This is a genomic window from Zongyangia hominis, from assembly GCF_014385095.1.
Taxonomy (GTDB): Bacteria; Bacillota; Clostridia; order Oscillospirales; family Ruminococcaceae; genus Zongyangia; species Zongyangia hominis.
In genome coordinates this window covers 152,342-178,943 of record NZ_JACRTC010000002.1, presented here as the reverse complement: position 1 = coordinate 178,943, position 26,602 = coordinate 152,342, and the positions used below count along the sequence as shown (strand labels likewise).

Annotated in this window: 26 protein-coding genes and 1 pseudogene; 18 read left to right on the top strand and 9 right to left on the bottom strand. The window is 54.1% G+C overall.

The window, feature by feature from the left end; genetic code table 11:
* Positions 1-32 precede the first annotated feature (32 nt).
* The 8 genes and pseudogenes from H8709_RS04325 to H8709_RS04290 all read left to right on the top strand — a co-directional run.
* A complete protein-coding gene (locus H8709_RS04325) occupies positions 33-776 on the top strand; it encodes an amino acid ABC transporter ATP-binding protein (RefSeq protein ID WP_316248744.1) in 744 nt (247 codons plus the stop codon).
* 203 nt (positions 777-979) lie between these two features.
* Positions 980-1,738 carry a GntR family transcriptional regulator gene (locus H8709_RS04320; RefSeq protein ID WP_262397141.1) on the top strand — a complete coding sequence of 253 codons (759 nt, stop codon included), beginning with the start codon at positions 980-982 and terminating at the stop codon, positions 1,736-1,738.
* Positions 1,739-1,956: 218 nt separating this feature from the next.
* Positions 1,957-2,283, top strand: a complete 327-nt coding sequence (locus tag H8709_RS04315; RefSeq protein ID WP_262397140.1) for a PadR family transcriptional regulator — start codon at positions 1,957-1,959, stop codon at positions 2,281-2,283.
* Entirely contained in the window at positions 2,270-2,827 is a 558-nt protein-coding gene (locus H8709_RS04310) for a DUF1700 domain-containing protein (RefSeq protein WP_262397139.1), read from the top strand. The genes H8709_RS04315 and H8709_RS04310 overlap by 14 nt, the downstream gene beginning before the upstream one ends.
* Positions 2,824-3,864: a DUF4097 domain-containing protein gene (locus H8709_RS04305; RefSeq protein ID WP_262397138.1), complete on the top strand. Its 1,041-nt coding sequence runs from the start codon at positions 2,824-2,826 to the stop codon at positions 3,862-3,864. Before H8709_RS04310 ends, H8709_RS04305 begins: the two co-directional genes overlap by 4 nt.
* Before the next feature lie 294 nt (positions 3,865-4,158).
* Positions 4,159-4,377 carry a spore coat associated protein CotJA gene (locus tag H8709_RS11825; RefSeq protein WP_316248743.1) on the top strand — a complete coding sequence of 73 codons (219 nt, stop codon included), beginning with the start codon at positions 4,159-4,161 and terminating at the stop codon, positions 4,375-4,377.
* Positions 4,370-4,627: a spore coat protein CotJB gene (locus tag H8709_RS04295; RefSeq protein ID WP_262397137.1), complete on the top strand. Its 258-nt coding sequence runs from the start codon at positions 4,370-4,372 to the stop codon at positions 4,625-4,627. The genes H8709_RS11825 and H8709_RS04295 overlap by 8 nt, the downstream gene beginning before the upstream one ends.
* Positions 4,628-4,632: 5 nt before the next feature.
* Positions 4,633-4,821 (top strand): annotated as a pseudogene (locus tag H8709_RS04290) (manganese catalase family protein); the annotation flags it as partial.
* A gap of 169 nt (positions 4,822-4,990) precedes the next feature.
* On the opposite strand, the gene htpG reads toward H8709_RS04290, so the two are convergent.
* A complete protein-coding gene (htpG, locus tag H8709_RS04285; RefSeq protein ID WP_262397136.1) occupies positions 4,991-6,904 on the bottom strand; it encodes a molecular chaperone HtpG in 1,914 nt (637 codons plus the stop codon).
* Between the two features lie 230 nt (positions 6,905-7,134).
* Here htpG and H8709_RS04280 point away from each other — a divergent pair, with 230 nt between their 5' ends.
* Positions 7,135-7,701: a hypothetical protein gene (locus tag H8709_RS04280; protein ID WP_262397135.1), complete on the top strand. Its 567-nt coding sequence runs from the start codon at positions 7,135-7,137 to the stop codon at positions 7,699-7,701.
* 57 nt (positions 7,702-7,758) lie between these two features.
* On the opposite strand, the gene H8709_RS04275 is transcribed toward H8709_RS04280, so the two are convergent.
* The 8 genes from H8709_RS04275 to H8709_RS04240 all read right to left on the bottom strand — a co-directional run bounded on the left by H8709_RS04275 (position 7,759) and on the right by H8709_RS04240 (position 14,694).
* Positions 7,759-9,405 (bottom strand): recombinase family protein, encoded by a 1,647-nt coding sequence (locus H8709_RS04275; RefSeq protein WP_262397134.1) that lies wholly within the window; start codon positions 9,403-9,405, stop codon positions 7,759-7,761.
* A gap of 80 nt (positions 9,406-9,485) precedes the next feature.
* Entirely contained in the window at positions 9,486-9,806 is a 321-nt protein-coding gene (locus H8709_RS04270) for a hypothetical protein (RefSeq protein ID WP_235396386.1), read from the bottom strand.
* Positions 9,803-11,506 carry a MobQ family relaxase gene (gene mobQ / locus H8709_RS04265; RefSeq protein WP_262397133.1) on the bottom strand — a complete coding sequence of 568 codons (1,704 nt, stop codon included), beginning with the start codon at positions 11,504-11,506 and terminating at the stop codon, positions 9,803-9,805. The genes H8709_RS04270 and mobQ overlap by 4 nt, the downstream gene beginning before the upstream one ends.
* Before the next feature lie 7 nt (positions 11,507-11,513).
* A complete protein-coding gene (locus tag H8709_RS04260; RefSeq protein ID WP_262397132.1) occupies positions 11,514-11,705 on the bottom strand; it encodes a hypothetical protein in 192 nt (63 codons plus the stop codon).
* A 109-nt stretch (positions 11,706-11,814) separates the two neighbouring features.
* The gene (locus H8709_RS04255) at positions 11,815-12,045 is read right to left on the bottom strand and encodes a DUF3847 domain-containing protein (protein WP_262397131.1); all 231 of its coding nucleotides are present in this window, start codon (positions 12,043-12,045) and stop codon (positions 11,815-11,817) included.
* Between the two features lie 14 nt (positions 12,046-12,059).
* The gene (locus H8709_RS04250; protein ID WP_262397130.1) at positions 12,060-12,275 is read right to left on the bottom strand and encodes a DUF6471 domain-containing protein; all 216 of its coding nucleotides are present in this window, start codon (positions 12,273-12,275) and stop codon (positions 12,060-12,062) included.
* A gap of 516 nt (positions 12,276-12,791) precedes the next feature.
* Complete coding sequence (locus tag H8709_RS04245) at positions 12,792-14,093, bottom strand: DNA primase family protein (RefSeq protein ID WP_262397129.1); 1,302 nt, start codon at positions 14,091-14,093, stop codon at positions 12,792-12,794.
* Complete coding sequence (locus H8709_RS04240; RefSeq protein ID WP_262397128.1) at positions 14,065-14,694, bottom strand: CHC2 zinc finger domain-containing protein; 630 nt, start codon at positions 14,692-14,694, stop codon at positions 14,065-14,067. Before H8709_RS04240 ends, H8709_RS04245 begins: the two co-directional genes overlap by 29 nt.
* Positions 14,695-14,878: 184 nt before the next feature.
* On the opposite strand from H8709_RS04240, the gene H8709_RS04235 reads away from it, so the two are divergent.
* From H8709_RS04235 to H8709_RS04195, 9 genes are all read left to right on the top strand, one after another.
* Entirely contained in the window at positions 14,879-16,006 is a 1,128-nt protein-coding gene (locus H8709_RS04235; RefSeq protein WP_262397127.1) for a DUF6076 domain-containing protein, read from the top strand.
* Positions 16,007-16,036: 30 nt separating this feature from the next.
* Positions 16,037-17,278, top strand: a complete 1,242-nt coding sequence (locus tag H8709_RS04230) for a hypothetical protein (protein ID WP_262397126.1) — start codon at positions 16,037-16,039, stop codon at positions 17,276-17,278.
* A gap of 19 nt (positions 17,279-17,297) precedes the next feature.
* Entirely contained in the window at positions 17,298-19,778 is a 2,481-nt protein-coding gene (locus H8709_RS04225; RefSeq protein ID WP_262397125.1) for a helix-turn-helix transcriptional regulator, read from the top strand.
* An 85-nt stretch (positions 19,779-19,863) separates the two neighbouring features.
* A complete protein-coding gene (locus tag H8709_RS04220; protein WP_262397124.1) occupies positions 19,864-20,118 on the top strand; it encodes a DUF2442 domain-containing protein in 255 nt (84 codons plus the stop codon).
* 17 nt (positions 20,119-20,135) lie between these two features.
* Positions 20,136-21,710 (top strand): hypothetical protein, encoded by a 1,575-nt coding sequence (locus H8709_RS04215; RefSeq protein ID WP_262397123.1) that lies wholly within the window; start codon positions 20,136-20,138, stop codon positions 21,708-21,710.
* Positions 21,711-21,728: 18 nt separating this feature from the next.
* Positions 21,729-22,730 (top strand): hypothetical protein, encoded by a 1,002-nt coding sequence (locus H8709_RS04210; RefSeq protein WP_262397122.1) that lies wholly within the window; start codon positions 21,729-21,731, stop codon positions 22,728-22,730.
* 189 nt (positions 22,731-22,919) lie between these two features.
* Positions 22,920-24,035, top strand: coding sequence for a hypothetical protein (locus tag H8709_RS04205; RefSeq protein ID WP_262397121.1), 1,116 nt, complete (start codon positions 22,920-22,922; stop codon positions 24,033-24,035).
* A gap of 192 nt (positions 24,036-24,227) precedes the next feature.
* Positions 24,228-25,520, top strand: coding sequence for a hypothetical protein (locus H8709_RS04200; protein ID WP_262397120.1), 1,293 nt, complete (start codon positions 24,228-24,230; stop codon positions 25,518-25,520).
* Between the two features lie 50 nt (positions 25,521-25,570).
* The gene (locus H8709_RS04195) at positions 25,571-26,584 is read left to right on the top strand and encodes a hypothetical protein (RefSeq protein WP_262397119.1); all 1,014 of its coding nucleotides are present in this window, start codon (positions 25,571-25,573) and stop codon (positions 26,582-26,584) included.
* Positions 26,585-26,602: the final 18 nt, after the last annotated feature.

Sequence of the window (26,602 nt, the reverse complement as noted above, 5' to 3'; positions counted from 1 at the left end):
CGTACCAAACGATGGAAAGGAATTTGTCATCCATGGCTATGATTGAAATACAGGGACTCAAAAAGTCCTTTGGAAAACTAGAGGTCCTTAAAAACATCAGCTTTACGGTGGAACGGGGCGACGTGGTGGCCATCATCGGCTCCAGCGGCTCGGGCAAGAGCACCATTCTGCGCTGCCTGATCAACCTCGAGCAGATCGACGGCGGCACCGTCACGGTGGACGGGGAGCCCATGATCGAGGACGGCCGCTATGTCCCGCCCGCCGAGGTCAAAAAAATTACGGCAAAGATGGGAATGGTGTTCCAGTCCTTCAATCTCTTCCCCCACATGACCGTGCGCCAAAACCTGATGATGCCGGCCATGACCGTCAAAAAGATGCCCAAGGGGGAGGCGCTCGAAGAGTGCATCAAGCTCCTCGACAAGGTGGGGCTGGCCGACAAGATAGACGCTTATCCCTCCAAGCTGTCCGGCGGGCAAAAGCAGCGGGTGGAGATCGCCCGGTCGCTGATGATGAAGCCGGAAATTATCCTCTTTGACGAGCCCACCTCGGCATTGGACCCGGAGCTGACCGGCGAGGTGCTGGCGGTCATGAAGCAGCTGGCCCAGGAGCACATGACCATGATTGTGGTTACCCACGAGATGGCCTTCGCCCGGGAGGTGGCCAACAAAGTGCTCTTCATGCACGATGGAGAAATTTTGGAAAGCGGCACGCCCGAGCAGATTTTCGGCAACCCCCAGGAAGTCCGGACCCGGGAATTTCTGCGCAGCATCTTTTAGCCTAAAAATCCCAACGAGATTTCGTTGGGATTTTGTATGGTCAAAATTAAGAAGAGAGAACAATTTGACAGTGAATTTATACAAGTGTTATAATTGTTTTAACGACACATCGACTAGATTTTTTAAACGACTTGTCTATATGGGGAAGCCGGTTGTCTAACATGGATGACTGTGTTCAAACTACAGCGGACGGAGGGATGGTTTTGATAGACTTTTTAAGACACCACATCGACAAAACAAGTCCGGTCCCCCTCTATTTTCAGATTAAGGAGATCATCCTCAATGAAATTCTTTCCGGGAATCTCCAGACCGGGGATTTGATTCCCACCGAGGTGGAATTTTCTCAGATGTACAAGGTCAGCCGCTCCACCGTGCGGCAGGCCATCCTGGAGCTGGTCAACGAGGGGTATCTCTGCCGCCTCAAGAGCAAGGGAACCTTTGTCTCTAAGCCGAAAATTTCCCAGGAGTTTGTCTATAAGCTGGACAATTTCCGCTCCCAGATGACCCGGGTGGGGCTGGAGCCCCGGACCGAAGTGCTGGAGTTCGCGGTGATCAATCCCACCGAAAGCATCATCAAAGCCTTGGAAACCACCGAGGACAGCAAGGTCATTAAGCTGTCCCGCCTGCGTTATGCGGGCGCCGACCCTATCGTCATTGTGGACACCTACCTCCATTATGAGCTGTGCGCCTCCATCCTCAAGATGGACATGTCGGTGCGCTCGCTCACCGAGTTTACGAGCCAGGACCCGCAGACGGCCGTAGTCCGGGCCAAGCGGACCATCGAGGCCATCAACGCCGGCCCCTTTGAATCGCGACATCTGCGCATCAAGCGGGGCCACGCCATTTTGCAGTTTCGCACCGTGGGTTATAATTGCTTTGACCGGCCGGTGGAATATTCCGTGGCCCGGTACCGCGGGGACCGGAATAAATTCACCGTTTCCACGGTGAGCACAGGGGAATAGTGGAAAGAAAGGGAGACACAGCTGAGGCTGTGCCTCCCTTGTTGTTTTTGGGGGAGGATAGGGGAACTCATGCCCCTGCGCTGTGGGCTTTGTACGGGCAACTAAGAGAGCAAGAGAACCAGCCAATTAAAAAGTGAGTTTAAAATTCATAATATATGTTGACAATCTATATTATATAGAATATAATATTGTTAACACGAAAGGATAGAGGTGAGAGCATGGCGTTTCAATTGGGCGCCTCCCTGCTGGAAGCGTGCGTTTTAGCGCTGCTGGAGAGGGAAGACACCTATGGCTACATCCTGACACAGAACATCCGCAGTGTCATCGAGATATCGGAATCCACCCTATATCCGGTGCTGCGGCGGCTGCAAAAAGAGGAGTGCCTGTCCACCTACGATATGCCCTGCCAAGGAAGGAACCGGCGATACTATCAGATCACCCCTACGGGCTTGGAACGGCTGGAACATTATCGGATGGATTGGACAGAATACAAGAACAAAGTTGATTTGGTTTTGAGTGGAGGAAAAGAACATGAATGCAAGTGACTTCTTAAGGCGGCTGGACGCACAGTTAGAACGTCTGCCGGTGGCGGAGAGGGAGAGCGCCCTTTCCTATTATAGGGATTACTTCGCAGACGCGGGGATGGAAAACGAACAGAAGGTGCTCGAAGAGCTGGGGTCCCCGGAGCGGCTGGGCGAGGAAATCGTCAATGACTATTATCTCAAAAACGGCATGACACCACCCCCTGCCCCGGAAAGAAGAGGGATGCCGCTGGCGGTGAAAATCATTCTTTGGATTTTTTTAGGGCCCATCGGGTTCGCGCTTTTAGCCGCCCTCTTCGCCGTTTTGCTGGGTCTGGCCGCGATTCCCGTGGTTCTCATCCTGGCAGGCGGACTTTATTGCATGGGCAGTATCATCGTCATGTTTTTCCACCTGCCCACCGGGACCATGACACTGGGCCTGGGATTTGTGGCGGCGGGCTTGGGGCTGTTGCTGTTTGTGCCGGTGAAAGCCTTGGTGCTTGTCACCTGCCGTTGGGTTTCGGACGTCTTTCGCAGACTGACGAGGAAGGGAGGTAGTGTACAATGAAAAAGACCAGCAAATGGATGCTCATCGTAGGCGGCGCCCTTGTATTTATGGGGCTGATTGTTGCAGGATTTTCCATCATGGTAGGGGCCAGAACCTCGATCACGCTGGGAAAAGGCGGTCTCCGTGTCAGCGAGATGCAGGTCAAGGACACCGGAAAGGGCGAGGTCTTTAAAGACAGCCAAACATTGGATGCGTTTCATAACATCGATGTGAAGGTGGGCATCAGCAACATTACCCTGATCCCCTCCGATCACTTTGGCTATGAGTATCAGATCAACCGCGCCGACAGCAAGCTGACGGTCTCCACCGAACTTGGCGTTCTCACCATCAGGACGGAGAACCGGGCGGGCTTTAATATGAACCTCTTCGGTATGGTCAACCGCCAAGAAAACTACCTGAAAATCTACTACCCCAAGGACACCAAATTCCGGACGGTGAAGATTTCCAATGATTTGGGGGAGCTCCATGTGAACGACCTTGAAGCCGATGAGGTGGAATTCGACCTGGACCTGGGCGCGGGAAGCTACCAAAACATTCAGGCCAACATCATCAAAATCGAGCACAGCAGCGGCGAAATCAAGGCGGAAAACTTGACGGCCGATGTGGTCGACATTGACAGCGACCTGGGCTCTACCTCCCTCAAGGGCGTTAAAGCCGGACAGCTTACCTTTGAAGGCGATCTGGGGCGGCTGGACTTGCAGGACAGCGTGATCACCAGCTCCGATATTTCCAGCAGTCTGGGCGAGGTGTCCATCGCCAACCTGGAGTCCGACGGCATCAAAATCGAAGCGGACAGCGGGGCTGTCCATCTCAGCGGCACCCTGCGGGGCCACACCGAGATTCACGCGGACTTGGGCAATGTGGACGTGGCCACGACGCTTAAGAAAAACGACTACAACTATAACATTCACAGCGACTTGGGCAGCATCTATTTTAATAAAAAGCAGCAGGATGGCCTGACCTTTGATACAGGCGCCGCCAACGATCTGATCATTCGGGTGGACAGCGGCAGTATCCATGTGAATGTGGCGGAATAACCCAGTGCAGGCAAAAGCGCCGTCCCCGTTTTTTGGGGACGGCGCTTTTGGCCTTCAAAGAGAAAAAATTTTTTTCTCCGTTCCATGGACGAAAGGGGAAGGGGAGGAAAACGAAAGGACCGGGAAATAGGACAAAGTGGAAAAAGCGGGACAAAGCCCGCTGAACGCCCCTGGTTGGACCTTCATAGAGTGTAACAGGGCGGTCAAACCGTCCGGTCACAACTCCCTGCCCGCAAGGGCCGGGGCAATCTTTTGCAAACCGATATAACGTCCGTCATTTGGCGGCGCTATCAAATGAGTGCAAATGGAGGGTTTACTTTGGTAGACATGAATCATGGAGCAAGGCAGCCGCAGGATCCCATTTTCTGCGAGAATGTAGCCTTGGCAATGGCATATGTGCCGATGCAGCCATGGGGAAACCTGTATGAGCCAGAGGTGGGCTTCAATCGAGGCACCATCTTCCGCGACTTGGATCTCCCCTTCATCGGAGAGGAGGCGCTGCCTCGTGGATGACAGAAAAGTATTGCTCAACCGGGTGCGGATCTGCGGTTTTGTCCTGCAGGAAATCGCCCTGTTTTTAGACAACAACCCCGACCATCAGGAAGCGCTGGACTGCTATAAGAAATACCTGGACATGGAAAGGGAAGCCAAAGACATGTACGTCAAAAAATACGGCCCCCTCAGCCACACCGATTTTGCCGGCGGCAACCGCTGGAATTGGGTGGATGGCCCATGGCCCTGGGAACTTGACGAGGAGGCGTAGCGTATATGTGGACTTATGATAAGAAATTACAGTATCCGGTAAAGATCGCAAGGCCGAATGCGGCCATGGCTAAGGTGATTATCACCCAGTTCGGCGGTCCGGATGGCGAGCTGGCAGCCAGCCAGCGCTATCTTTCCCAGCGCTATTCGGCCCCGTACGACGAGGCCAAGGCAATCCTAACCGATATCGGTACATCGGTGCCCAAATGACGCCCGCGAAGGCCGGATGGACTTGGCTCAGGCGGTGTAAAGGACGAACATTGGGCAATTACGGATGTGGGAACGGCATCTGTGCCATCGGAAGGCGGAAAAGCGCCCCTGCCCTAAGGCAGGGGCGCTTTCTCATGGATGCATGGAAGGTTATTTATTTGGAGAGCAGTTCGCATACCAGGTCGGCATAGGCGGTGGGGTCCTCCAAGGAGAAGCCCGCGATGAGTTGGGCTTGGCTAAAGAGCACCTGGCTCAGTTTCCCGGCCAGCTCCTTGTCGCCGCTGTCATAGGCCGATTTGAGGGCGGCAAACATGGGATGGGAAGCGCTCAACTCCAAAATGCGCTCGGCCTTGACGCCTTCCTCCCCCTTCATCATGGAGAAGTATTTCTCCATCTCCAGGGTGACGCCGCCGTCGCTGGACAGGCACACCGCGTGGCTGCCCGGCTTTGCGGAAACCCTGGCCTCTTTAATCTTGCCGTCCAAGCTTTCCTTCACAAAGTCTAAAAGCTCCTTGTTCTCCTTGGTTTGATCTTCGGCGGCCTTCTTTTCGCTTTCGTCGACGATGTCGTCGCTAGCTACCGATTTAATTTCCTTGCCGTCCACATCGTGGAGCATCTGCATGACGAAGTCGTCCACCTCGTCGGTCAGGTAGAGCACCTCATACCCCTTGGCTTTGATGGCCTCGGTCTGGGGAAGCCGGTCCACCTTGGCAACGGTCTCGCCACAGGCGTAGTAAATGTATTTCTGGTCCTCCTTCATCCGGGAGACATATTCGGCCAGGGTGCAGAGCTTTTCCTCGGTGGAGGAGTAGAAAAGGAGCAGGTCCTTGAGGGCATCCTTGTGGGCGCCGTAATCGCCCACCACGCCGTATTTAAGCTGGATGCCGAAGTTTTTGAAGAATGCTTCATACTGCTCCCGCTCGTTCTCCAGCATTTTGACAAGCTCCCGCTTGACCTTTTTTTCAATGCTGGACGCGATGACCTGGAGCTGGCGGTCTTGCTGGAGCATCTCGCGGGAAATGTTCAGCGACAGGTCCTGGGAGTCCACCACGCCGCGGACAAAGCGGAAATGCTCGGGAATCAGATCGGCGCATTTGTCCATGATGAGCACGCCGCTGGAATACAGCTGGAGTCCCCGCTCATAGTCTTTGGTAAAGTAATCCCTGGGCAGATGGGAGGGGATAAAGAGCAGTGCCTCGTAGGACACTACGCCCTCGGTGCTGATGTGGATGACCTTGGCGGGGTCGGTGAAGTCGAAGAAATGCTCTTTGTAGAACTGGTTGTAATCTTCGTCGGAGACTTCGCTTTTTTTCTTGTGCCAAATGGGCACCCTATCATTGATGGTCTCCAACTCTTGATAGCTCTCGTACTCCGGGGCCTTGTTCTCGTCGTCTACCTCTTTCTTCTCGATGGGGCGGCTCTTAGTGACCATCATCTGGATGGGGTAGCGGATGTAGTTGGAGTACTTTTTAATGAGCTCCCGCAGCGGCCACTCCTCCAGATACTGGGAGTAGTGCTCGTCCTCGGTGTCGGCTTTGAGTTTCATGATGATGTCGGTGCCCACCGTGTCCTTCTCGCACTCGGTGATGGTGTAGCCGTCCGCGCCGGAGGATACCCACTTATAAGCGGTGTCCGAGCCATAGGCCCGGCTGATGACGGTGACGGTGTCGCTGACCATGAAAGCCGAATAGAAACCCACGCCGAACTGGCCGATAATGTCAATGTCGTCGGATTTTTCCTCGCCCTTTTCCAGATTCTCTTTAAATTGGAGGGAGCCGCTCTTGGCGATGACGCCCAGGTTTTCCTCTAAGGCCTGTTTGTCCATGCCGATGCCGTTGTCGGAGACGGTGAGAGTCCCCGCATCCTTGTCCTGTGTGATGGTGATGGCAAAGTCGCCGCGGCCGAGCCCCACCTTGTCGTCGGTCAGGGAGAGATAGCACAGCTTGTCGATGGCGTCGCTGGCGTTGGAGATGAGCTCCCGCAGGAAGATTTCCCGGTTGGTGTAAATGGAATGAATCATCAGTTCCAGCAGGCGTTTCGACTCCGCCTTGAATTGTTTTTTTGCCATAAGTCCTGTCGCCCCTTTGTTCTATATTTTTAGCAGTCAAGTGCTTAGAGTGCTAATATAGAATATACACCATTTCTGTGGGGACATTCGTTAACAAAGTGTGAACTTTTTTGGAGCAATCTACAAAATCTATCAGAAGGATAGGGGAGGGGGGCGGCGAATCTTGTGGTTTTCAAAGTTTTGCGGTATGATAGGGACAAGAATCACCTGCCAGGAAGGGAGGAGATCGTATGAATCTGGGGCTTGTTTACATCCTGTGCATTGTGGCTGGGCTGGCCATTCCCGTCTTTGATGTAATCGTCGGCGCCGTGGGCGGCGCGCTGGATTTGGACGTGGATTTTGACGGCGATGTGGGCTTCGACGGCCCGGTTTCCGTCAATCTGATGTCGATTTCTTTCTCGGTGGTGGTCTTCGGCGCGGTGGGCAGGCTCTGCCTGCTGTTTCACCTGCCGGGCCTTGTCACCGCGCTCATCGGCCTTGCGGCCGGGATTGCGGGCGGCTGGGCCATCGGCAAGTATATCATCGCGCCGCTTAAACGCAACCGCTCCTACGCCCAGGGCATTATGGCCCAGCGGTGGAAGGAGGGCACCGTCAAACTGGAGGTGCGCAAGGATTTTGTCGGAACCATCACGGTGCTCAGCGCTGTGGGCAGCAAAGTGACTTACAGCGCCAAACCGGCCCCGTGGGTGGAAGAGAATATTCCTGTCGGGGAGGAGGTGCTGATCGTCGATGTGGATGAGGAGAAGAAAATCTGCATCGTTTGCCCGATAGGAAAAGCCAAAGAAATGAAGGCTTAACAGTCGTAAGGAACTATAAGTCTTGCGGTGGGGCAGAGAACGGTGTGACCGTGAAGGTCACGCCGTTTTTCTGCGTCCAAGGGTAGATTCTGCGATCATGGGTTCTGCCAGTGCGGGAATTTCCACCTCGTCTACGAAATTGAAGATGATCTCCACCTTCTGTCTGCGCTTGCCGCCAGACTTATCAGGTGCGTGAATGATGATCTTCTTGATGTACTCGTTGACGATCGTCTGCGTCAGCTCCGTGACATCCACATACTTTTTTGTCAGCGCAATGAAAGCGTCCAGATCGTCGCCCATTGTTTGACGCTGCTCGACCCATTCTTCCGTCGTTTCAATTTCGAGCTTTAACCGTTCCTGCTCCGCTTCATAGTCAGCCGTCATTTTCTTATACTTCTCCTTGCTGATCTCACCAAGAGCATAGTCCTCATAGAGCCGGGACATGACCACATCAAGATTGGCAAGGCGTTTTCTTGCCTGCTCCACGTGCTTTTGATCTTCCCGGATGTCCCGTTCCTGATCGGCGCGGCGGTAATGCAGCCATTCCTCCTGAAAGCCCTCCACGTCGCCGCGGATGTACTCGTTGACCGCCTGAATCCGTTCCAGTACCAGCTCCCGCAGCACATCCTCGCGGATATAATGCGCCGAACAATCGCCACGCCCACTCTTATATTTGGAGCAGACGTAGTGATCCTGCTTGCCCTCAAAGCTCTTGCAGGTGGCAAAATGGAGCTTACCGCCGCAGTCTGCACAATACAGCAGCCCGGAGAACAGTCCCTGCCGTTCCGCTTTCGCGGGGCGGCGCTTATTTTTGCGCAGCTCCTGCACTCTGTCCCATTGTGCATGAGACACGATTGCCTCCTGTGTATCCGGTACGATGAACATATCCTCCGGATCATTGGGAATCCGCTTTTTCAGCTTGTAGGACTTGGAGTAGGTCTTGAAGTTACAGGTGCAGCCGGTGTATTCCTGCCGTTCCAGAATCCCGACGATGGATTGATCCTTCCATCCATACGGATTCTTGGGCAGCGGTTTTCCCTTGCGGCTGGCATACAAAGCCTTGGTTGTGAGAACCTGATCGCGCTCAAGAATCCGGGAAATCTGCTCCGGGCCTTTGCCGTCGATGCAGAGATCAAAGATGCGCTTGACAACCGGCGCGGCTTCCTCATCCAGAATCCACTTGTCCTTGTCGTTCGGGTCGCAGCGGTAGCCGTAGGGCGGCTTGCCGAGATGCTTGCCGCTGGTGCCGCGCTGATGTAGGCTGATACGGACTTTCTTGGAGGTATCGCGCGGATACCACTCGTTGAACAGGTTGCGGATCGCGGCAAAGCCCTCTCCGTCCCCGCACTGGCTGTCCACGCCGTCGTTGACGGCAATGAACCGCACATCGTAGCTGGGGAAGATGATGTCAGTGTACTGGCCTACAGTCAGATAATCACGACCAAAGCGAGATAGGTCTTTGCAAAGCCAGCATCCTACCAATCCCTGCTTTACCAGTTCAAAGCCCTCCTGTACGCCGGGGCGCTGAAAGTTCGTGCCGGTATAACCGTCGTCCACCAGAATTTTCAGGTTTGTGTAGCCATGATCCTGTGCGTATTTGGTTAAAAGCTCGCGTTGATTCTGTATCGAATTCGACTCGCCTTCCAATTTATCCTCATTGCTGAGGCGGCAGTAGAGTATCGTAATCTTTTGCTGATCCGTCATAACGTCCTCCTTCACGTTCGGGTCAGCCGACAGAATCGGTGTGCTTATATTTATATTACCATAGTTATGTGTCGCTGTCATTAACAAGCCACCTCCCGGTCAGAAAAAATGAGCCGTTTTACCTTTTGGGTAAGTGGCTCATTTCCGTCGCAGACGGTTTCGACGGTGTACCATGTGTTGCCGATCTTGCGCTCGACTGTCCCGCAAAAGCTGTGACGCCCAGACCAGTATTTTTCGCACTGTTCCAGAAAATCAGCGGGCGGGTCACAGACATAATCAAAACAGCTTTCAATGTGGATGAACCTGCAAAGCTCGATTACTTCTTCTGGCGTACCGGTCATAACGGCGTGGTTGATCTTTTCAATGCTGATGATTTTCTCCATATACAATTCCTTTCTCATAATTCCTGCTCGTTTTTGTGGCTGCGGTTCTGCTTTTCAGCGGCAGGCTGTTCCTGCGTCCGGTGCAGCTTGTGAAGCACAGACCGCTGCTCGTCCGGATGCGGCTCACCCAGCAGCTCGGATACATCCCGGTCAGACTGACGGAAGCGGTCATAGTCATAGCTCTTGCCAAAGGTGTCCTTGATCTTCTCCCGCACGGCTGCGGTCATTTCGCCGCGCAGCTCCATGCGGGCAGTGTGCAGCTCGGCTGTGTTAACGGTTTTCGCCTGTTCCTGCAATGCGCGGAATTTTTCAATTTCCGTATCCATGCTGTCTGCGGCTTTTGCCGCAATGGTCTCAAGTCCTGCTTTGCTGGCGGTCATAGCGTCAAGCTGCTGTTTTACATCCTTCATACCCTCTGCGTCGGTCTTTCCGAAGTCTGCAAGTAGCATGGACAGCTCGGATTTCAGTTCTCCCATGTCCTCGGTAACAGCAGCCAGCTCCCGTTTGATGTCCCCACGGCGCAGAAAGCTCGTTGGGCTGAGTGCTTTCAGCTCGGCGGTCAGCGCCTTTTTTTGCCTGGATTTCTCACGCAGGAATCGGCGTACTTCAAGGAAACGTTCATAAGACGGCTGAATTTCCTGAATCCGCGCGTCCAGCGTTTTTGCCGCGCCGGTGTGGTAGAGCCACGAATACCGCAGCAGCAAAATGCCCTTGCGGGCTGTTTCTAGAGCCTTGGCAAGGGCGGGGACGGATGTCATAATCGTGTTTTTCAGCTTAGTGATCTCGTCGCGGATCGCACGGATGAGCTTGTTTTGTTCTCGTATCTGCCGGTTGATCTCGCAGCGGTCAGAGATGATTCCCTTGCGCTTCAACGCCTGTGCCGTTACGCCCTCATGGATGGTAGGAATTTCGTCAATACCTCGTGCGGCATTGCTGCGGTGGTCAATGCGTTCCTCCCGCCCGGAGCGTTCCAGATAACGGTTGGACACGTCAGCCCATGCCGCCCGCCATGCCGCAAGCTGTTCCTCACTGTTCCAGCGTTCGGAGATGGAGTTCTGTCTGCCGTAGCGGGTGCTTTTGGGATGCTTGTCAGCCCGGACAAGCCCCTGCGCCTCGGCAGCAGACGGCGTCATATACACCTTCTTTTTGCCAACCTTGTAAGGATACTGCTTCTCCCAGCCTTCGTTTTGCGCCGCCTTAAACTCAGCGGCGGTAAAACCCTGTTCCTCGCCGTTTTTCATGCAGAGGTATTCCTTCTCGGTCTTGTACTGCCACTTGCCCTGTTCATCCAGTGGGCGCACCGTCAGCAGAATGTGGGCATGAGGATTGTGACCATCCGTGTCATGAATGGCAGCGTCGGCGCACATCCCGTCTGATACAAACTGCTCTCGGATAAATTCGTGCAGCAACTCGATCTGCTCCTGACGGCTCATCTCTATGGGCAGCGCAACCACAAACTCCCGTGCCAACCGGCTGTCCTTGGCAGTCTCCACTTCCTCTACGGCGTTCCATAGCTGCTCACGGTCTTTCCATTCCTGCGGGGCGTATTCCGGCAAGAAAACCTGCTGCCAGACCAGCCCCTGTTTTTTTGTGTAGTCATGCTGTATCCCGTCGTAGTCATTATAAAGACGGGAACAGCTCAGATAAGCGGAGGCGGCCACAGCGGAGCGCCCTGCGCCCCGGCTAACTACTTTTGCCTCCAGATGGTATATTGCCATCGTTCTTTTACCTCGTTTCCTTTTTCTGTTTCTCTTTCGCAAAAGAGAAAATGGACGGTGTGAGCGCACCGTCCATCTCTGCGTCAAAGCTGCCGGTGGCAGGTTTGCGCAGGCGGTTGGATAAATAGCGTCGGTCGAAGCGACGATATTTGTCCAACCGCGCAGACGATGACAGCAGCACATGCAAGTGCTGTGGCATTGTCTGGAGGCTTCCGCAGAAGCCGCAATCCCCCTCGGAGAGCGCACGGCTTGCCAACGGCAAGTACCACCGCCCCTTCGGGGTGGTGAGTAAGTGCGCCCTTCGGGTCTCAGTTACCGGCTCTGCTCCTATTTCCGTCACTATCTGACAGTCTCCGGAACAGATAATCTTCCACCGCAGACGGTTCCATTGTCCGCACCTCCGGCAGCACCTTTTCCAGAATCGCACCTTCCTGAATGAGCCTGCGCGTTCTCGCTTTGCGCTCCTTGACCCGATCCCGTGCCTGCGCTTCCTCTAACCGGTGCTGCGCCTGTAACAGCTTCTTTTCCATATCCGTCATGTGAAAAATCTTCCTTATTTTCGTTTCTGCCAGACGATCTCATAGCCCAGTGCGTCGGCAAGCTGGACAGCTTCGACATAGCGCAGGGATTCCCGCTGGAGCTTATTGGACAGGTTAGAAGCGCTGTCAGACCAGCCGTGTTCGTCCCGCAGCAGATCAACAACCTCCTGCATGGTCATTCCCTGACGGACGATATACGACTTGATCTCATTTCTCAGATTGGATTTCATCAATTTTTTACCTCCATATTTTCGTGATATTGTTTTTTGAGTAAGTGAACTGTGTACGCTTTGCAGTGAAAAATCCGCCGTGCTGCAAATCCGCTCAAATTTCTGTCTGTGATGCCCTGTTCGTAATAGCACCCTACCGGCTTCATCTTTCTGTGTGAGAACATACGGAACGGCAGGATATGCTACAGTCCAGTGCAGCGGCTTCACGCTTCTGTAAATCACCGAATGGTGCAGTGCATTCGACCTGCGGCGAAAATCTTCACGGTTTTCACAAGCATTGATTTTTATGCTGCAAAATTGAGCCGTTGGTGTACGGCTCGGTACAGCAAAGCTGACTTGTGTACGCTTCTGCACGCCGTTTTTGCGTACCTGCCGCCGATTCAGCGGCAGATTGTACACTCTGCCGTGAACTGCTTCACGGAACGCACAAGCAAAAACAGTTTTTGAAAATGGAATCAAAAACAGCCGTACAGAGTGTACGGCGTGTACGGCAATTTTGAAGTCCGCTTCTCATTTTTAATATGGCAGCGGATTGACCACCTCAATGCCCACAAAGCCCCGCACCCGCTTACCGCCGACATGGACATTGTTGGTGGCCTCTACATTGTAAAGCCGCTCATTCTGTGCAAGCTCAGAGCTGACGCGGTTGGCAGACATGGGCTTCTGTGCGTTATCGTCGCACCATCTCGTATAGGCTTCATAGATCACCTTGGAGCTGGCTTCGCTGTCTGCCCGAAAGCGGATATAGCCTTCGGATTGCAGAAACTCGATCACATTGTTGCTGCTGCGCTTGACCGTCTCCATGTTCTCTCTGGCTTTGCCCGAAATGCTGAACTGATAGTTGTTCCGGATCAGCCGGTGCAGCCCCTCCAGACACCAGAGAAAGATACCCTCTTTTTCGCGTAGCAGCTTGTCCACCAGAAACGGATCATCTGCTCTGCCTGCAGGCCGGTCTTTGGTGGTCAGCACGATCTGGCGGCGAAAGAAACCGTCGGACTTGTCGTGCAGGGCGGTCAGCGCACCGTTGCCGAAGCAAAGAAAACGCACATAGAGCTGACTCTGATAGCTTTGGACACCCTTGCGTTCCATGTCCATCTTGCACTCGGATGTGACGATGGATTTGATATAGTTGGTCTTGGGCAGGGCGCTCATATCCATATCATCGTCCACCATCAGGAGCTTGTTTTCCAAATCCGCGCGGCTGAACCGATTGCTCTCGACCTTCTGGATGCTGGTGGTATTCATGCTGTCACCCAGCAGTGAGCGCATGACCAGCCCGATGCGGCTTTTGCCCTCGCCGCCCTTGCCAATCAGCATGAGCATTTTCTGCCCCTTGGTGGTTGGCAGCAGGCAGTAACCGAGGAACTCCTGCAAGGTGGGAATGTCCTCCGGTTGCAGCAGCTCGGACAGGAATTGCAGCCACTTTTGAGGAATGGGTGCGTCAGGGTTGTAGGCGACTGTCAACCGGTTGTTGCAGTAGCTCTTGTCAGCGGTGAAGCTGCCGTCCATGAAGTACGTTCCGTTGGCAACATGGATGCAGTCCGTCTCAATGGGCAGCGGCGGCGAATACGCTTGCAGCTTAATGCTGGCAAGCAGATTTGTCACGACTTTGGACAAGCCAGCGGTCAGAACTCCGGAAATTTTCTCCAGAATGAGATTACCGATCTGCCCTTCGTCCTCAATGAGACCGTCAACCGTGAACAGCCGTCCGCGCACACATTTCATGGGGTGCTTGTCCAGAAACTGCTGGCAGAACAGCACCTCGTTGATGTACCTGCCGTCATACCACTCAGGCCACGTTTGCGGTGTCATATCCATCTTCCAATTCCTCCTCGTGAATTTTCTCTAAGCGCTGCCGCAGCCTGTCCAGCTTGCCGTCCGCCATCTGCTGCTGAATCACTTCGGTGCGTTCATAGGAATTGCCGGAGGCAAGAATGTCCAAGTAATATTCCGTCTCGTCCAGCCTGTGGCAGGCTTCCACAAACCGCTCATCCGGTGCTTCCTCCGGCAATTTGGGTGCATAGCTTACCTTCCAGTCTCTCAGCACACGGGCATAATCCGACAGAACAGAAAAGCACAGCCGCTCGTTTTCCTTGAGCTGCTGTACTTCTGTTCGGATGCGCTTTGCGTGGAGCGCCGCTGCACTGGGCGGCTTGTCCGGGCTGAGATGAAAATCTGCCATCAGATTCCGCGCCGCATCATAGGGCGAAAGCTGGAACAGCCTGCCTACAAAGTCGATCACATCCCCGCGCTCCCCGCAGGCGAAGCAATAATAATGGTCGTCGGCCACATACAGGCTGGGGTGCCGGTCATTGTGAAACGGGCAAAGGGCTTTGCCGTACCTGTTCGCATCTATCCCGTACCGTTCTGCTGCTTCCCGACAGCTCACGCCATACTTGACGTTTTGAAAAAGATTCATGCTGTATCCTCCGTAAAATAGATTCAAGAGGAAGTTTTCTTCCCTCTCTGTCTGTTTTATGTTCGGATTCGCAAAAAACAGGCGGATGGCATGACAAGTTCATTTCAAAAAACATGACAGGTCTTTCCACGTTCATATTCTTGTGGTATAATAAAAATAGAAAAACGTGACAGGAGGATACAGCATGGCACAGGAGCTTATCAGCCACAAGGTTTTATCTCTGGATTTCTGGCAGGATACCGTAACCTACGCGGGCAGCGTCATGCCAACCGGCACGATTGGCTGCGCGGTATTGAACATTTCCGACGAAACGATCACGCGATTGGACGCGCCGTGCATGATCCTGAATCAACTGCTGACCGGCTTTAGCGCAAAGAATGTCGATATGCAGCTTCTTCCGAAAGCGCAGGAGGCAGGGCAGGCTATCATTCACGCGCTGCACGATGTCCCGCCGTTCTCCCATTTGAACAGAAATCAGTTTGAAGATTATCTCATGCAGGCGTTTTCTGAGAAAGCATTTACCGAGCTGAACGAGTATTTGCAGCTTTCAATGGAGCAGCAGGCGCTCAGCGGTGTCATGGGCACACAGCCTTTGGCGGCACTCCTGATCCGCGTCATTCCGGTGCTGGGGCATCTGAGCTATTCTTTGCGGCACTACAAAATGACCTTGACAGCATTTGCGGAATTTCTGCAAGAGAACGCCGAAATACGGACGCCTGTTGGGTATGCAGCCGCGTTCGGGCAGTTTTTCAATGAAAATGCCACCTTGGAGGAAATCAATCCCTCGTGGATGGCGCTGACCAATGCGACGGTGCAGTATGTTCCCGCAATCCGTCCAGGCAATTCGGAGGCACAGCTCGTCAAGCGGATGCACTTTGTATCCTTCGTTGGGATGTTCCGCGCCGATCTCTTTGAAGGGTTATGCGTCGGACACGCGCCGAGAAAATGCGCCGTCTGCGGGAAATGGTTCCTGACTACCGACGCGCGGCACACGAAATATTGCAGCGGCTACGCGCCGAACGACAAGCGCGGGCGCACCTGCCGTCAGGTTGGAAATCTCCGTGGCCGGGAGCAGCGGGAGCTTGCCGCCGACCATCCCATCCGAAAAATCTATACAAAGCGGTTCAACACGATCACACAGTATCTTGGGCGCGGCACGCTGGACGAGCAGACCGCCGCTGTGATGAAAGTACTTGCAAAAAGCAAGCTGGAAAAAGCGCTGCAAGACAATGACTATGCGCAGGGTAGCTATGCCACCGAAATGGAGCAGACGGCTTTGTTGGCAGAAGCGAAAGCGAATAGGAAGCAGTAATCAAAACCCACAGCGGAAGGAGGTGCGGAGATGAAGGATAATCGTAATGAGATGATACCAGCGCAGTTTGTGGACTGGACATGGGATTTGACCGGCTATGTGGCAAAAGTACCGTTCTATAATGCCGATGATCTGACCATGCGCGAAGTCCAGAATGTCTTTCAGCTTGACCCGGAACCGCCCAAAATGGAACTGAACGACTACATACGCGAAACGGCCCATCGCAAAGACCTTGCATACTTTTCCTTCTTCCTGCACCACTTTGAAAAGCGGCTGAACGGTGTAATTTACCGCTTTCTCACCCGCAACGGATATGACCGCTACGACCCGGCGCGGTTTCTGGACTACAAGCTGGAAGTCCTGCAAATGCTGCTGTACTGTCTGCCGAGGTTTGACCCAGAGCAGGAGACGGAGTTTCTGAAATACGCGAAACACTATATCCGGGACGGACTGCTGTTCTGCCGTATGATGGGCGAAGCCGGTTCCTTTGCAAGCCTTGCAGAGTACCGGCGTGTGCGGCAGATTGGCGCGATATATAACAATTCGGGTAAAAGCCGCGCAGAGGTCATTTCTGAGTTCGCCGCCCAAAGCGGATATAAGGGCGAAAGCGTTTCTGCGGACGAGCTGCTGACCATTGCCCGGCGCAACCGCAGTATCGTTTCCCTCTATCGAACGGAGCAGGACGAGGACGGCGAGGAAACTGGCGAGGATGTGACGCGCGACGATAGCTGGAACTATGCCGACATCCTCTGGAACGGGATTCAGGCAAAGACGGTCGCGGCGGCATTTGACCAGCTATCCTATAAAGAGCAATGGTATCTGGAAAAGCGGAACGCCATCTGCATGACCTGCGGTCGCGTCAGCACTTTGTCTACGCAGTCCACCTTTGAGGACTTGGCGGTGGATTTTGAGGGAACAACAGCCAGCGGCGCGGAGAGGTTTTACCGGCGCACGTTGGACAAGCTGCGCCTGAAGCTGCTGGAACGCAGCCTTGTTCATACCGTAACGCTGAAGCAGACCGAGTGCCGCAAAAAGAACAAAAAAATAGCCGCCGCTGTCTACCTGTATCGGGCGGACAACGACGGCGAATGGGGTGAGATTCGGTTTGATTTTGAAAACGGCACAGCGGAGATCGTGAAGCTGGCAGATTGGGACACGATAAAATCCAATGTCTTTGCTAAGACAGCAATACGATATGTCCAGAGTTTGCCGGAGGTACGGATGCTGAGATCCGTAGTCGTGCCGTTTGAGTCGGAGACTTTGGGAAAATAAATCGTCGGAGGTACGCATTATGCCAAAATCAAAATGGAATTTGAATACCATTTACATATCCGAGCGGCTGCAGGAGAGCCTGCGGCCCATCTCCCGCTGCTCCATGACCACCGTGGTCGCCCCCATGGGCTACGGAAAGACCACGGCGGTGAACTGGTATCTGGAGGAGCGCGCCAAGGCGGAAACCCTGAAAATCATCCGCATCAGCGTGTATTCCGATAACCTTGCGATCTTCTGGAAAAGCGTACAGGAGGCGTTTGCCCGCGCGGGCTTCCCCTTCCTGCGGGAATATCCTTGCCCCACGGACGCAGCGGGCGGCGGACTGATGGTGGATGACCTCTGCCATGAGTTGGCGGGAGAAACATCCTGCTACATTTTCATTGACGATTTTCATCTGCTGACGGACAGACGTGCCTCGACCTTCCTTTGTATGCTGGCAAACCGGCTGCCCGTCAATGTGCATTTGATCGTCGCCAGCCGGGACCGTTTTCTGCCCGCTGCGGAGACGGTGCGGCTGGGGGCAAAGGCCTATCAAATTGGCACGGAGCAGCTGCGCCTGAACCATACGGAGCTTGCCGTCTATGCCCACCGCTGCGGCACGGATCTTTCCGACGCGCAGGTCGAAAGCCTCCTCTATTCCAGCGAGGGCTGGTTCTCCGCCGTGTACCTGAATCTGCGAACGCTCTCTGAGCGCGGCGTGCTACCGAGCCGCAATTCCGACATCTATACCACCTTTACCGCCGCCATGATCGATCCGCTGCCGGAAAAACAGCGGGAGTTTTTGGCGGTCATGGGACTTGCCGATGAATTTACCATCGAAATGGCGCAGTGTATCACAGGCGACGCGGACGCTGGGCAAATTCTCTCCATGCTGACTGCGCAAAACGCCTTTGTCACGCGCCTGCCTGACGGCGCGACCTATCGCTTCCACCACATGATGAAGGAGTGCGCCGAGCGGAGTTTTCTGGCGATGGAGTCTGAAACGCAGAAGCTCTATTGGGAGCGGTTCGGTCTCTGGTATGAAGAGCATAGGCAGTATCTTCATGCCATCGCCGCCTACCGGAAAAGTGAAAACTACGATGCGCTGCTGCGGGTCATTCGCAATGATGCGGGCATCCTGCTGGCATCGCTGAAGCCCTCGGAGGTATTGGAGATACTGGATGGGTGTCCGGCGGAAACATTGAAGGCACATCCCTTTGCCATTCTGGTGCTGATGCGCAGGATGTTCACCTGGCGGCAGATCCCGAAAATGCTGGAGCTGAAAACACTGCTGCTGACTGCCATCGAAGAACACCCGGAGTTGCCCAAGGAAGAACGCGGCAACCTGTTGGGCGAGTGCGACCTCATTATGAGTTTCCTCTGCTACAATGACATCAGCGCCATGAGCCGCCTGCACCGCAGCGCCAGCAGCCAGATGTCCCGCCTGGCCATCAGCATCCAGAACAGCGGCGGCTGGACCTTCGGCTCACCATCTGTTCTGATGATGTTCTACCGTGCGCCCGGGGAGCTGCAGAGCGAGCTTGTCGAGATGGATGAGTGTATGCCTCATTACTATAAGGTCACAGGCAACCACGGACAGGGCGCGGAAACCATCATGCGGGCAGAGGCCTCGTTCATGCAGGGCCGCTGCATGGACACGCACATTGAGCTGGAACACGCCTATGCACAGATCGAGGGCAACGGGCAGGTGAATATGGCGCTTTGCTGCGACTTCCTCGCGTGGCGGCTTTCCCTGTGCACGGATATAGAGCTGCGGTATTCCTTTGAGGAACGCTACATGGAGCTGCTGCGCTATCACAACGCCGCATGGATCTATCTATGGACTGCCACCAGCGCCTATTACCACGCCCTGGCAGGCGAACTGGCGCGGATCCCCGCCGTTTTTGCCGAACATCAGCTTTCCACGATCAATTTTCTTGCGCCGGGCAAGCCCATGATGGAAATGATCGAGAATCAGGTGTATCTCGCCCAGGGCGCCTATACCAAGGTGATCGGACGCAGCGAGGGACAGCTGGCTGTGTGCGAAGCAATGCACTATGCGCTGGTCGTGCTGCACATCCGTATTCAGACCGCGGCGGCATATGAGATGCTGGGAAAACCCGAGGAAGCGCACGCGTGGCTCTCCAGGGCGCTTTCCGATGCCGCGCCGGACGGCTTTGTGATGCCGTTTGTAGAAAACTATGATATCCTGAAGCCTCTGTTGGAACGGGAGATAAAAAATGACCTAATCTCAAAAATCATTGAGCTTGGCGAAGCAGCAACGGCGCGAAACGCAGCCGGCACTCGCCCGGCAGCCTTCGACGTGCTGACACCGCGGGAATTTGAAATCGTGGAGCTGATGGCGCAGCGCCTCAGTAACCGCGAGATTGCGGAACAGCTCTATCTCTCCGAGGGGAGCGTCAAGCAGTATGTGAATCAAATCTATTCTAAACTTCATATTGAGGGCGATACCCGAACCAAACGAGCGCAGCTTGCCAGACTGCTCCGGGAAAAGACCTAACCTTTGGTTAATGGTTATCTTTTTGCATCCACCGTACAATATTTGTACGGTGGATTTATATTTTGGCGGAAAGGAGGGCACGCACTTGAACCGAAGGTATCTAACAGCCGTCACACCGCTGCCCGATCATGTTTTGCAGATCGATTTTGTGTCCGGAAGTCGTCTTTTGCTGGACATGAAGCCGTATCTGGACAAGATCCGGTTTCGCCCGCTGGCAGATGCGCGGGTATGGAACAGCGCTGTGACCAACGGCATCTTTGTCCGCTTCGGCGATGTGGAGCTGAGCCACGATGAAATACTGTCCATGGCAGAGCAGGAGCATCGAGACACAACTTATTAAAAAAGGAGAGAACGAACATGAGAAATTGGAAAAAGTTTGCAAGTCTTTTGCTGGTACTGGTGATGTGCCTGAGCCTGGCGGCCTGCGGCGGCGAAGCAGAAGAGGATGTCGTGGTAACGGTCGCGAACCAAAGCGGTCAGGACATCACCTCCCTGAGCATCGCGGCCACGACCAGTGACGAGTGGGGCGAAGATTTTGTCCACGTCGTATTCCAGGACGGAGAATTGATGGAGGTCGCGCTCGGCGCCTACAAGCCGTCCGAGCTGCCGGGCTTCAACATTCTTGCCTACGGTGAGGATGGCGACGTTCTGTACGACACAAATGCCGAGTTTACGGTGTGCAACGGCGACTATATCATCCTCGAGTCCCCTTACGACAATCCGGGCATTACGATCTGCACATCGGATGAATACGACGATCTGTTCGCCGATTATGACCCATACTTCGTGGAGGAACCCCAGAGCGTCGATATTTCCGGCTATACCGGCTGCTGGAAAATGGAAAACGCGCCCTTTTACTTTGTCATCAATGATAGCTGCGAATGGGCTGCCGTAAACCTCTACGGAGAGGAGATCGGCCCCGGCTATGTTGTGGCGGAGGAAGGACACATCACACTTTACATGGAGGATGGGTCCGAGGTGATTTCCCTCTGGCAGGAAGACGAGGGCTTTCTGAGCGATGTGGAAGACAATCTGCTCGTGCTCACGGACTATCTCATGCTTCTTCCGACGCCGGAGGATGCACTCAGCGAGACCGCATACTTCTCGGACGACTTTGCGGATGTTTCGATCAACTATCCCATCCAGATGACTGCGGGGCCGCATCCGAATGTCCATAACGCCGTGAACCTCAATGCAGTCATGGAAGACGGCACGGACGACTATTACACCAACATTCTGATTGCCTTCCAGCCCATCTCCGGCTTTGACCCCTACATGGAAAAGGGCGCCGCCACGGCAGAGTCCTACATGATGATCATGATGGATGATTTTATGAACAGCATGTACGGCGACTATCTCATCAAATCCATCGGTTCCGATTTTGAGGACAACGGCGACTATTACAGCATCACCGGCTATATGTGGCTCGAGGGCTCGATCTTCTCGACAGGCGATCTGGCTCAGCCCGTGCGCGCCTGCATGGAGGTGCGCTATTACGGCCCGACCGGCTACGCACTCGTCGCAGTCACCACTGCCCTGGAGAGCCGCATCCAGAACTACTATGATATCTGCAACAATATTCTGGATACGATTTCCTACAGCGCCGGCTGGAGCACTGCGCCGAAGGCCCGCCCCGCACAGCCCGCCTACTCCGGCGATAGCGGCGACTATGGAACGCCATATTACTGGTACGACGAGGACGGCGATATCTGGTACTGGAACGGCTATGAAAACGTGTTCATCAGCTACGGCTCGGACGGTTACATTGACAGCGATTCGGGCGAATATATGGAGTCGAATGACGCGGGCTGGGACTATGATGACTATTACTACGACGACTATGACCCGTGGTCCGATCCCGGCGACGGCTGGGACGCATGGTCCGACCCCGGCGACTATTATGACGACGGCTGGGGCGACTACTTCGGTTGATCCCAGGAGGAGTGACGTATGAAAAGTTTGAAAAAGTATATGGCTCTTTTGCTGGCGCTGTTGATGTGCCTGAGCATGGCGGCCTGCGGAGAAAAAGAAGACGTCCATGACGAAGATGTCAGCTATGACGGAGATATCAGCATTGAGGATTTGGAGGGCTTCTGGTATCCGCTGGAGGGACTCGGTTCCACCATGTCGGTTCTGACCTGTATTTATCTCGATGGGGCGGCCGAAACCTGGGAGGAATATGACGAATACGGCGATCCGACAGGATATACCGGAGGTGCTTATACCGATGGATCATTCCTGACTCTGACGGATGTGCCGTTGATCGGGGACGTGGAAATTCCGATTGGCGATGCAAATACACTGGTAGATGAAACTGGGGAGCCCTACTGGATCAAGGGCGAGCCTGACTATAAGGAGAAGCTGGGCCTGTCGAATATCTTCGGCAACTGGTACTACAAGGGCGATCACACCTCGGAGTACCAGTTGGTCCTGACGTTGAATGAGGACGGGACATACACCTTGGGCAACACGGAAGAGGGGACCTATACCTGTGAGGAGGTGGAGATCTCCGTCATGGATGCGAATACAAATGAGACGACAAACGAGCTTCGCCAGGAAGTCAGGCTGTCCGGTGGTTTTATGGGTAACACCTTCTATCTGGTTAACGACGGGCAGGTCCTGGTGGACTGGGCCAAGGTCAACGAGGGGGACGAGTTTTACATTCACGAAAGTGCTCTGGAGAATGGGGAGCTTTTTAAGCTGTACCGGATCACGGACGGAAACAGCTACTGGGGCGCGGATTATACGCTTCAGTTCCTCCGGGATAATACCCTGTATCGCAACTACTTCAATGGATCCCAGGATCCGGTGCGCGGGACGTGGGAGCTGTCCGGTGATACGGTAACGATTATCTGGGATGACGGCGAGACGGATGAGGCAACTCTGGACCCGGAAAATCCTGCTTCGCTTACGCTAAGCTCCACCGGTGAAACCTTTGCAAAGCTCTTTTAAAAGAGTCCAAATTCTTTCTTGTGATTCTCGCCCCTACTGGGGGCGGGAATCACAAGACCACTCTCTACGGGAGATAATAGCAAATTGGAAATGAAAAGAAAGATTTAATGGAGGACAATATGAAAAGTCTGAAAATAAATTTTCAGACCGGAAAGGAAGACTTCGCTATGCCGAAGTCATGGTTATAAAATGATGAATCTTTTGAAAAAGAATCTTGCGCTTCTGCTGGCAGCTGTTTTCTGCCTGTGCCTGGCGGCCTGCGGCGGCAACGGCGACGGTTCGCATGGCAGAAAATTGCGCGACACCGATGTGATTATTGACTATGGCATGGTTACGCGGGGCGGGGAGCAGACCATTGTGTTTGCCGTCTGCGATCAAAATGCGATATATCTCTATTGCGATGACGATGAGCACGCGTTATTTGACACGGCCATGCTTCCGACAGAGGAACTCTATGATCGGGATATATGGAATGAGGACTGGGTGCTTGGCTCCATGGATTTCCGTGATGTTACCGGTGACAACAACGGTGATCTGCAGGCAACCCTCTATCATTCGAATATGAGCGAATCGAATATTTCGTGGCATTGGGAGGAAGACGGGGGGTATGTTTATCAGCCGGATGGCTCCACGTTCTACCAATCTATTGTGTTCAGATATCCCGATGAGGAGCCGGAGGAACCGGAAACGTCGGAGGAATCGGAATATGATTTCAGTAAGTACGAGGGGCTCTGGAAGGGCGGTGCAGATGCGGGCAGCAAATATGATCGCGAGGAAGTATACCTGGAGTTTGACGCCTATGGCTGCTGGACGCTCTATGCCGGTGGAGATTCGATAGACGTTGGTTCCCTGTGGTATGAACCGGACTGGGACGCCACCTATGTCTACTGCTACCAGGGCGGCGCCATCGGCAGCTCCATCAACGGCAGACAAATCGAGCTGGAGAGTGACCAGCTCTCCATCTCCGACTGCGGCATCTTCAGCCGCGAGGAGCCCCGGACGTACCATTTGGCTGCTTCGGCGCTCCAGGGCACCTGGTACCTGGACAACGACCGTTCGGCGGAACGTTACATCGTCATCGACAGCGCTGGCAGCTGGAGCCTCTGCCAGCGTACACCCGGCAGCGCAGAGGCTGCGGAAATAGACCATGGCACATTCTTCTTCGAAACAGATGGGCCCAATATCTTCTGTGCGGATTCTTCCGTGCGTGAAATGAGCCTTCGGGTGTTTTACTTTGCGGAAGACGGGGAGGATGGCGTCATCGTCTGGGGCGAGGAGGACACATATTACCGGATGGAGCGGTAAAAGGAAGGAGGCAGCACGAACGCAGTGTGGAACAGCGCCGTGACCAACGGTATTTTTGTCCGCTTCGGCAATGTCGAGCTGAGCCACGACGAAATACTGTCCATGGCGGAGCAGGAACACAATTCCCCAAACAACTGAATGAATTGAGATGAGAAAACGAACATGAAAAATTGGAAAAAGTATGCAAGTCTTTTGCTGACGCTGGTTTTGTGCCTGAGCCTTGTCGCCTGCGGCAATTCTGACGATGTCGCGGGAGATGACTGGCGCACGACCGGCATGGTGGTTGGCAGCGGTACCATCACCCATGACGGCGAGAGCGTGGATGTGCTGGTCACGGTGAGCGAGAGCAGCGCGGCCTTCTACCGGGATCTGCCGGAGCAGATCCTCTTTGACAGCGTGTCCTTTCCCATGAACATCCCAGACGCGGAGCAGGCATTCAACGCCATCTCCTTTGACGATATGGACGACGACGGGGAAAGCGATGTGCTGGTCAGCTTCATCCACGAAAACGGCGACGCTACGGAGCTGATCTGGATCTGGGACCCGGTGGAGCGCTATGTCTTCCGAGAGGACCTTTCCACCGTTGCCATCAGCGGCGGTGACCTCAGCGGCGATGATCTCAGCGAGTATGTGGGCCTTTGGGAGTATCAAGGGGAGAACCTCTGGCTGCGCATCCACGAGGACGCCACGTGGGAATTTGTCAACGATCAGGACGAAGTGATCGAATACGGCGTGCTGTGGGTGGACGAATATGGCATCACGCTCCACTTTGACGGCAGCGGCGATACCTTGCAGCTGGACCGTACCGTCAGCGGCGACCTCATCGACAGCGTGAACGGCGGCACGCTCGTTCCCGCGGACAAAATCGAGTCCTGTGTGCCATATTTCACCCGCAATGGGTTTGAAATCAACGCCGCGGTGGATGCGGGCACCTATCTGCTAAAGAACGGTGCTTGCAGCTACTACAACCTTGGCAAGAACTACACCGTTGGAGATTGCTATTGGGAGGTTATCAAAAACTATGACGTGACCCATGACGGTATCCGGGAGATCCAGTTCGACGCTGTCTGCTATGTTCCGGCATCCTCACTGGGGACCTTTGATCAGGAGTTCATAATCTCTACGCGCAGCGGACTCTATGATTTCTATACCGGCAAGTGGTTCAATACCGACAACGACCATACTGAGAAAAACCATACAGAGCGCATTGACAATCATTATGTCAATACTCTGGAATGGAACGGGCAGAGCTATGAGGTCGAGTATTCTTATTCGACAGAGGCTGAATTCTTCGTGGCGGATTGGTATATGGTTTACACCGTGAGCTATATGGTTTACCTGCCTGAAGGATATGACGGACTCCTTTTTGTCGCGGAGCCGGAGGCAAAGACCTATGAGGACCACATGAAGTGGAGTGATCCCACAGCCGAATACTACCTTACAGAGGAGGACGCGGTGGACCTGTTCTTCAGCGTTTGTTACTGAGTCAACGGATAGAGAGGAAATGAAAAATGAAAAACTTTCGCAATTTTTGGGTGCTTACACTTTCCGTACTGTTCCTACTGAGCCTTTCGGCCTGCAAGCGTGCATCGCCATCCGACACGTCAAACTCATCGACGCCGGCGGAACCGGCACCGAGTGCAGCAGAGCGTACCCAGACCGATATCCTCTATGCCGTTTTCTATGCCGATGAGGTCAAAGAATACCCCATCGAATATACCGGTGCCCAAAAGACTGCCGAGGAACTGGCCCAATCACTCAGCGAGCTGACTGGGCTGGACTTTACCATCACCGCCAGCCAGACCGAGGACGGCTGGATCGTGGACTGGGCTGCGGATTCTACGCTGGTTGCAGGGCTGGACGACCGGGAGCAGAAGGAGGAGTTCTTCTTCTTTGACTATGATTCCCAGTGCTGGTTCATGATGGACAGCCTTTGGCGCACCCTGACCGAGAATCTGGACGCCGAAAATATCTATTACACCATGGATGGTGGCCAGGAGCTGGTCTTGGAGAACCTGTCTTCTTCCATCAACACATTCCCCTCGGACGTTCCCTATATGGGGTCTGGCTTCTATGCCGCCCATGACGATGTGCGAGGCGATGAGGGATCCACCGAGGACGGAGAGGCTTCCTACAATACTTACTATGATGAATCCACCGGCCTGCTGCTGACGTATCCCGATGTGTTTTCCTCGGAAGGCACCTTGGATGAAAACGGGAAAATGAATTTCTATACCCTGTGGGATACCGGGATGCTCTTCTGGATCGAGTCCAACGAATCGGGGTGGACCACTGATGCATTCTTGGAGACCTTTGATGCCCGTGCGAGGATGGAGTTGCAAGGAAATGTGATCATCGCCTACGGCGAGGGGACAGACGCCTACGGCAATGTCGTTCCGATGGCATGGTATTGCGTCGTCGACCCCGGCTTTATCGCCAATGTGGAGGTGCATTGCACCGATTCGGACGAGGCGGACTATTGGTATGAGGAATTCCAGAATGACGCATTCTGGATCGAAAACGCCCGGGGAATCTATGGGGAAGGTTAAGGCGCGGAAGCAGCGGCT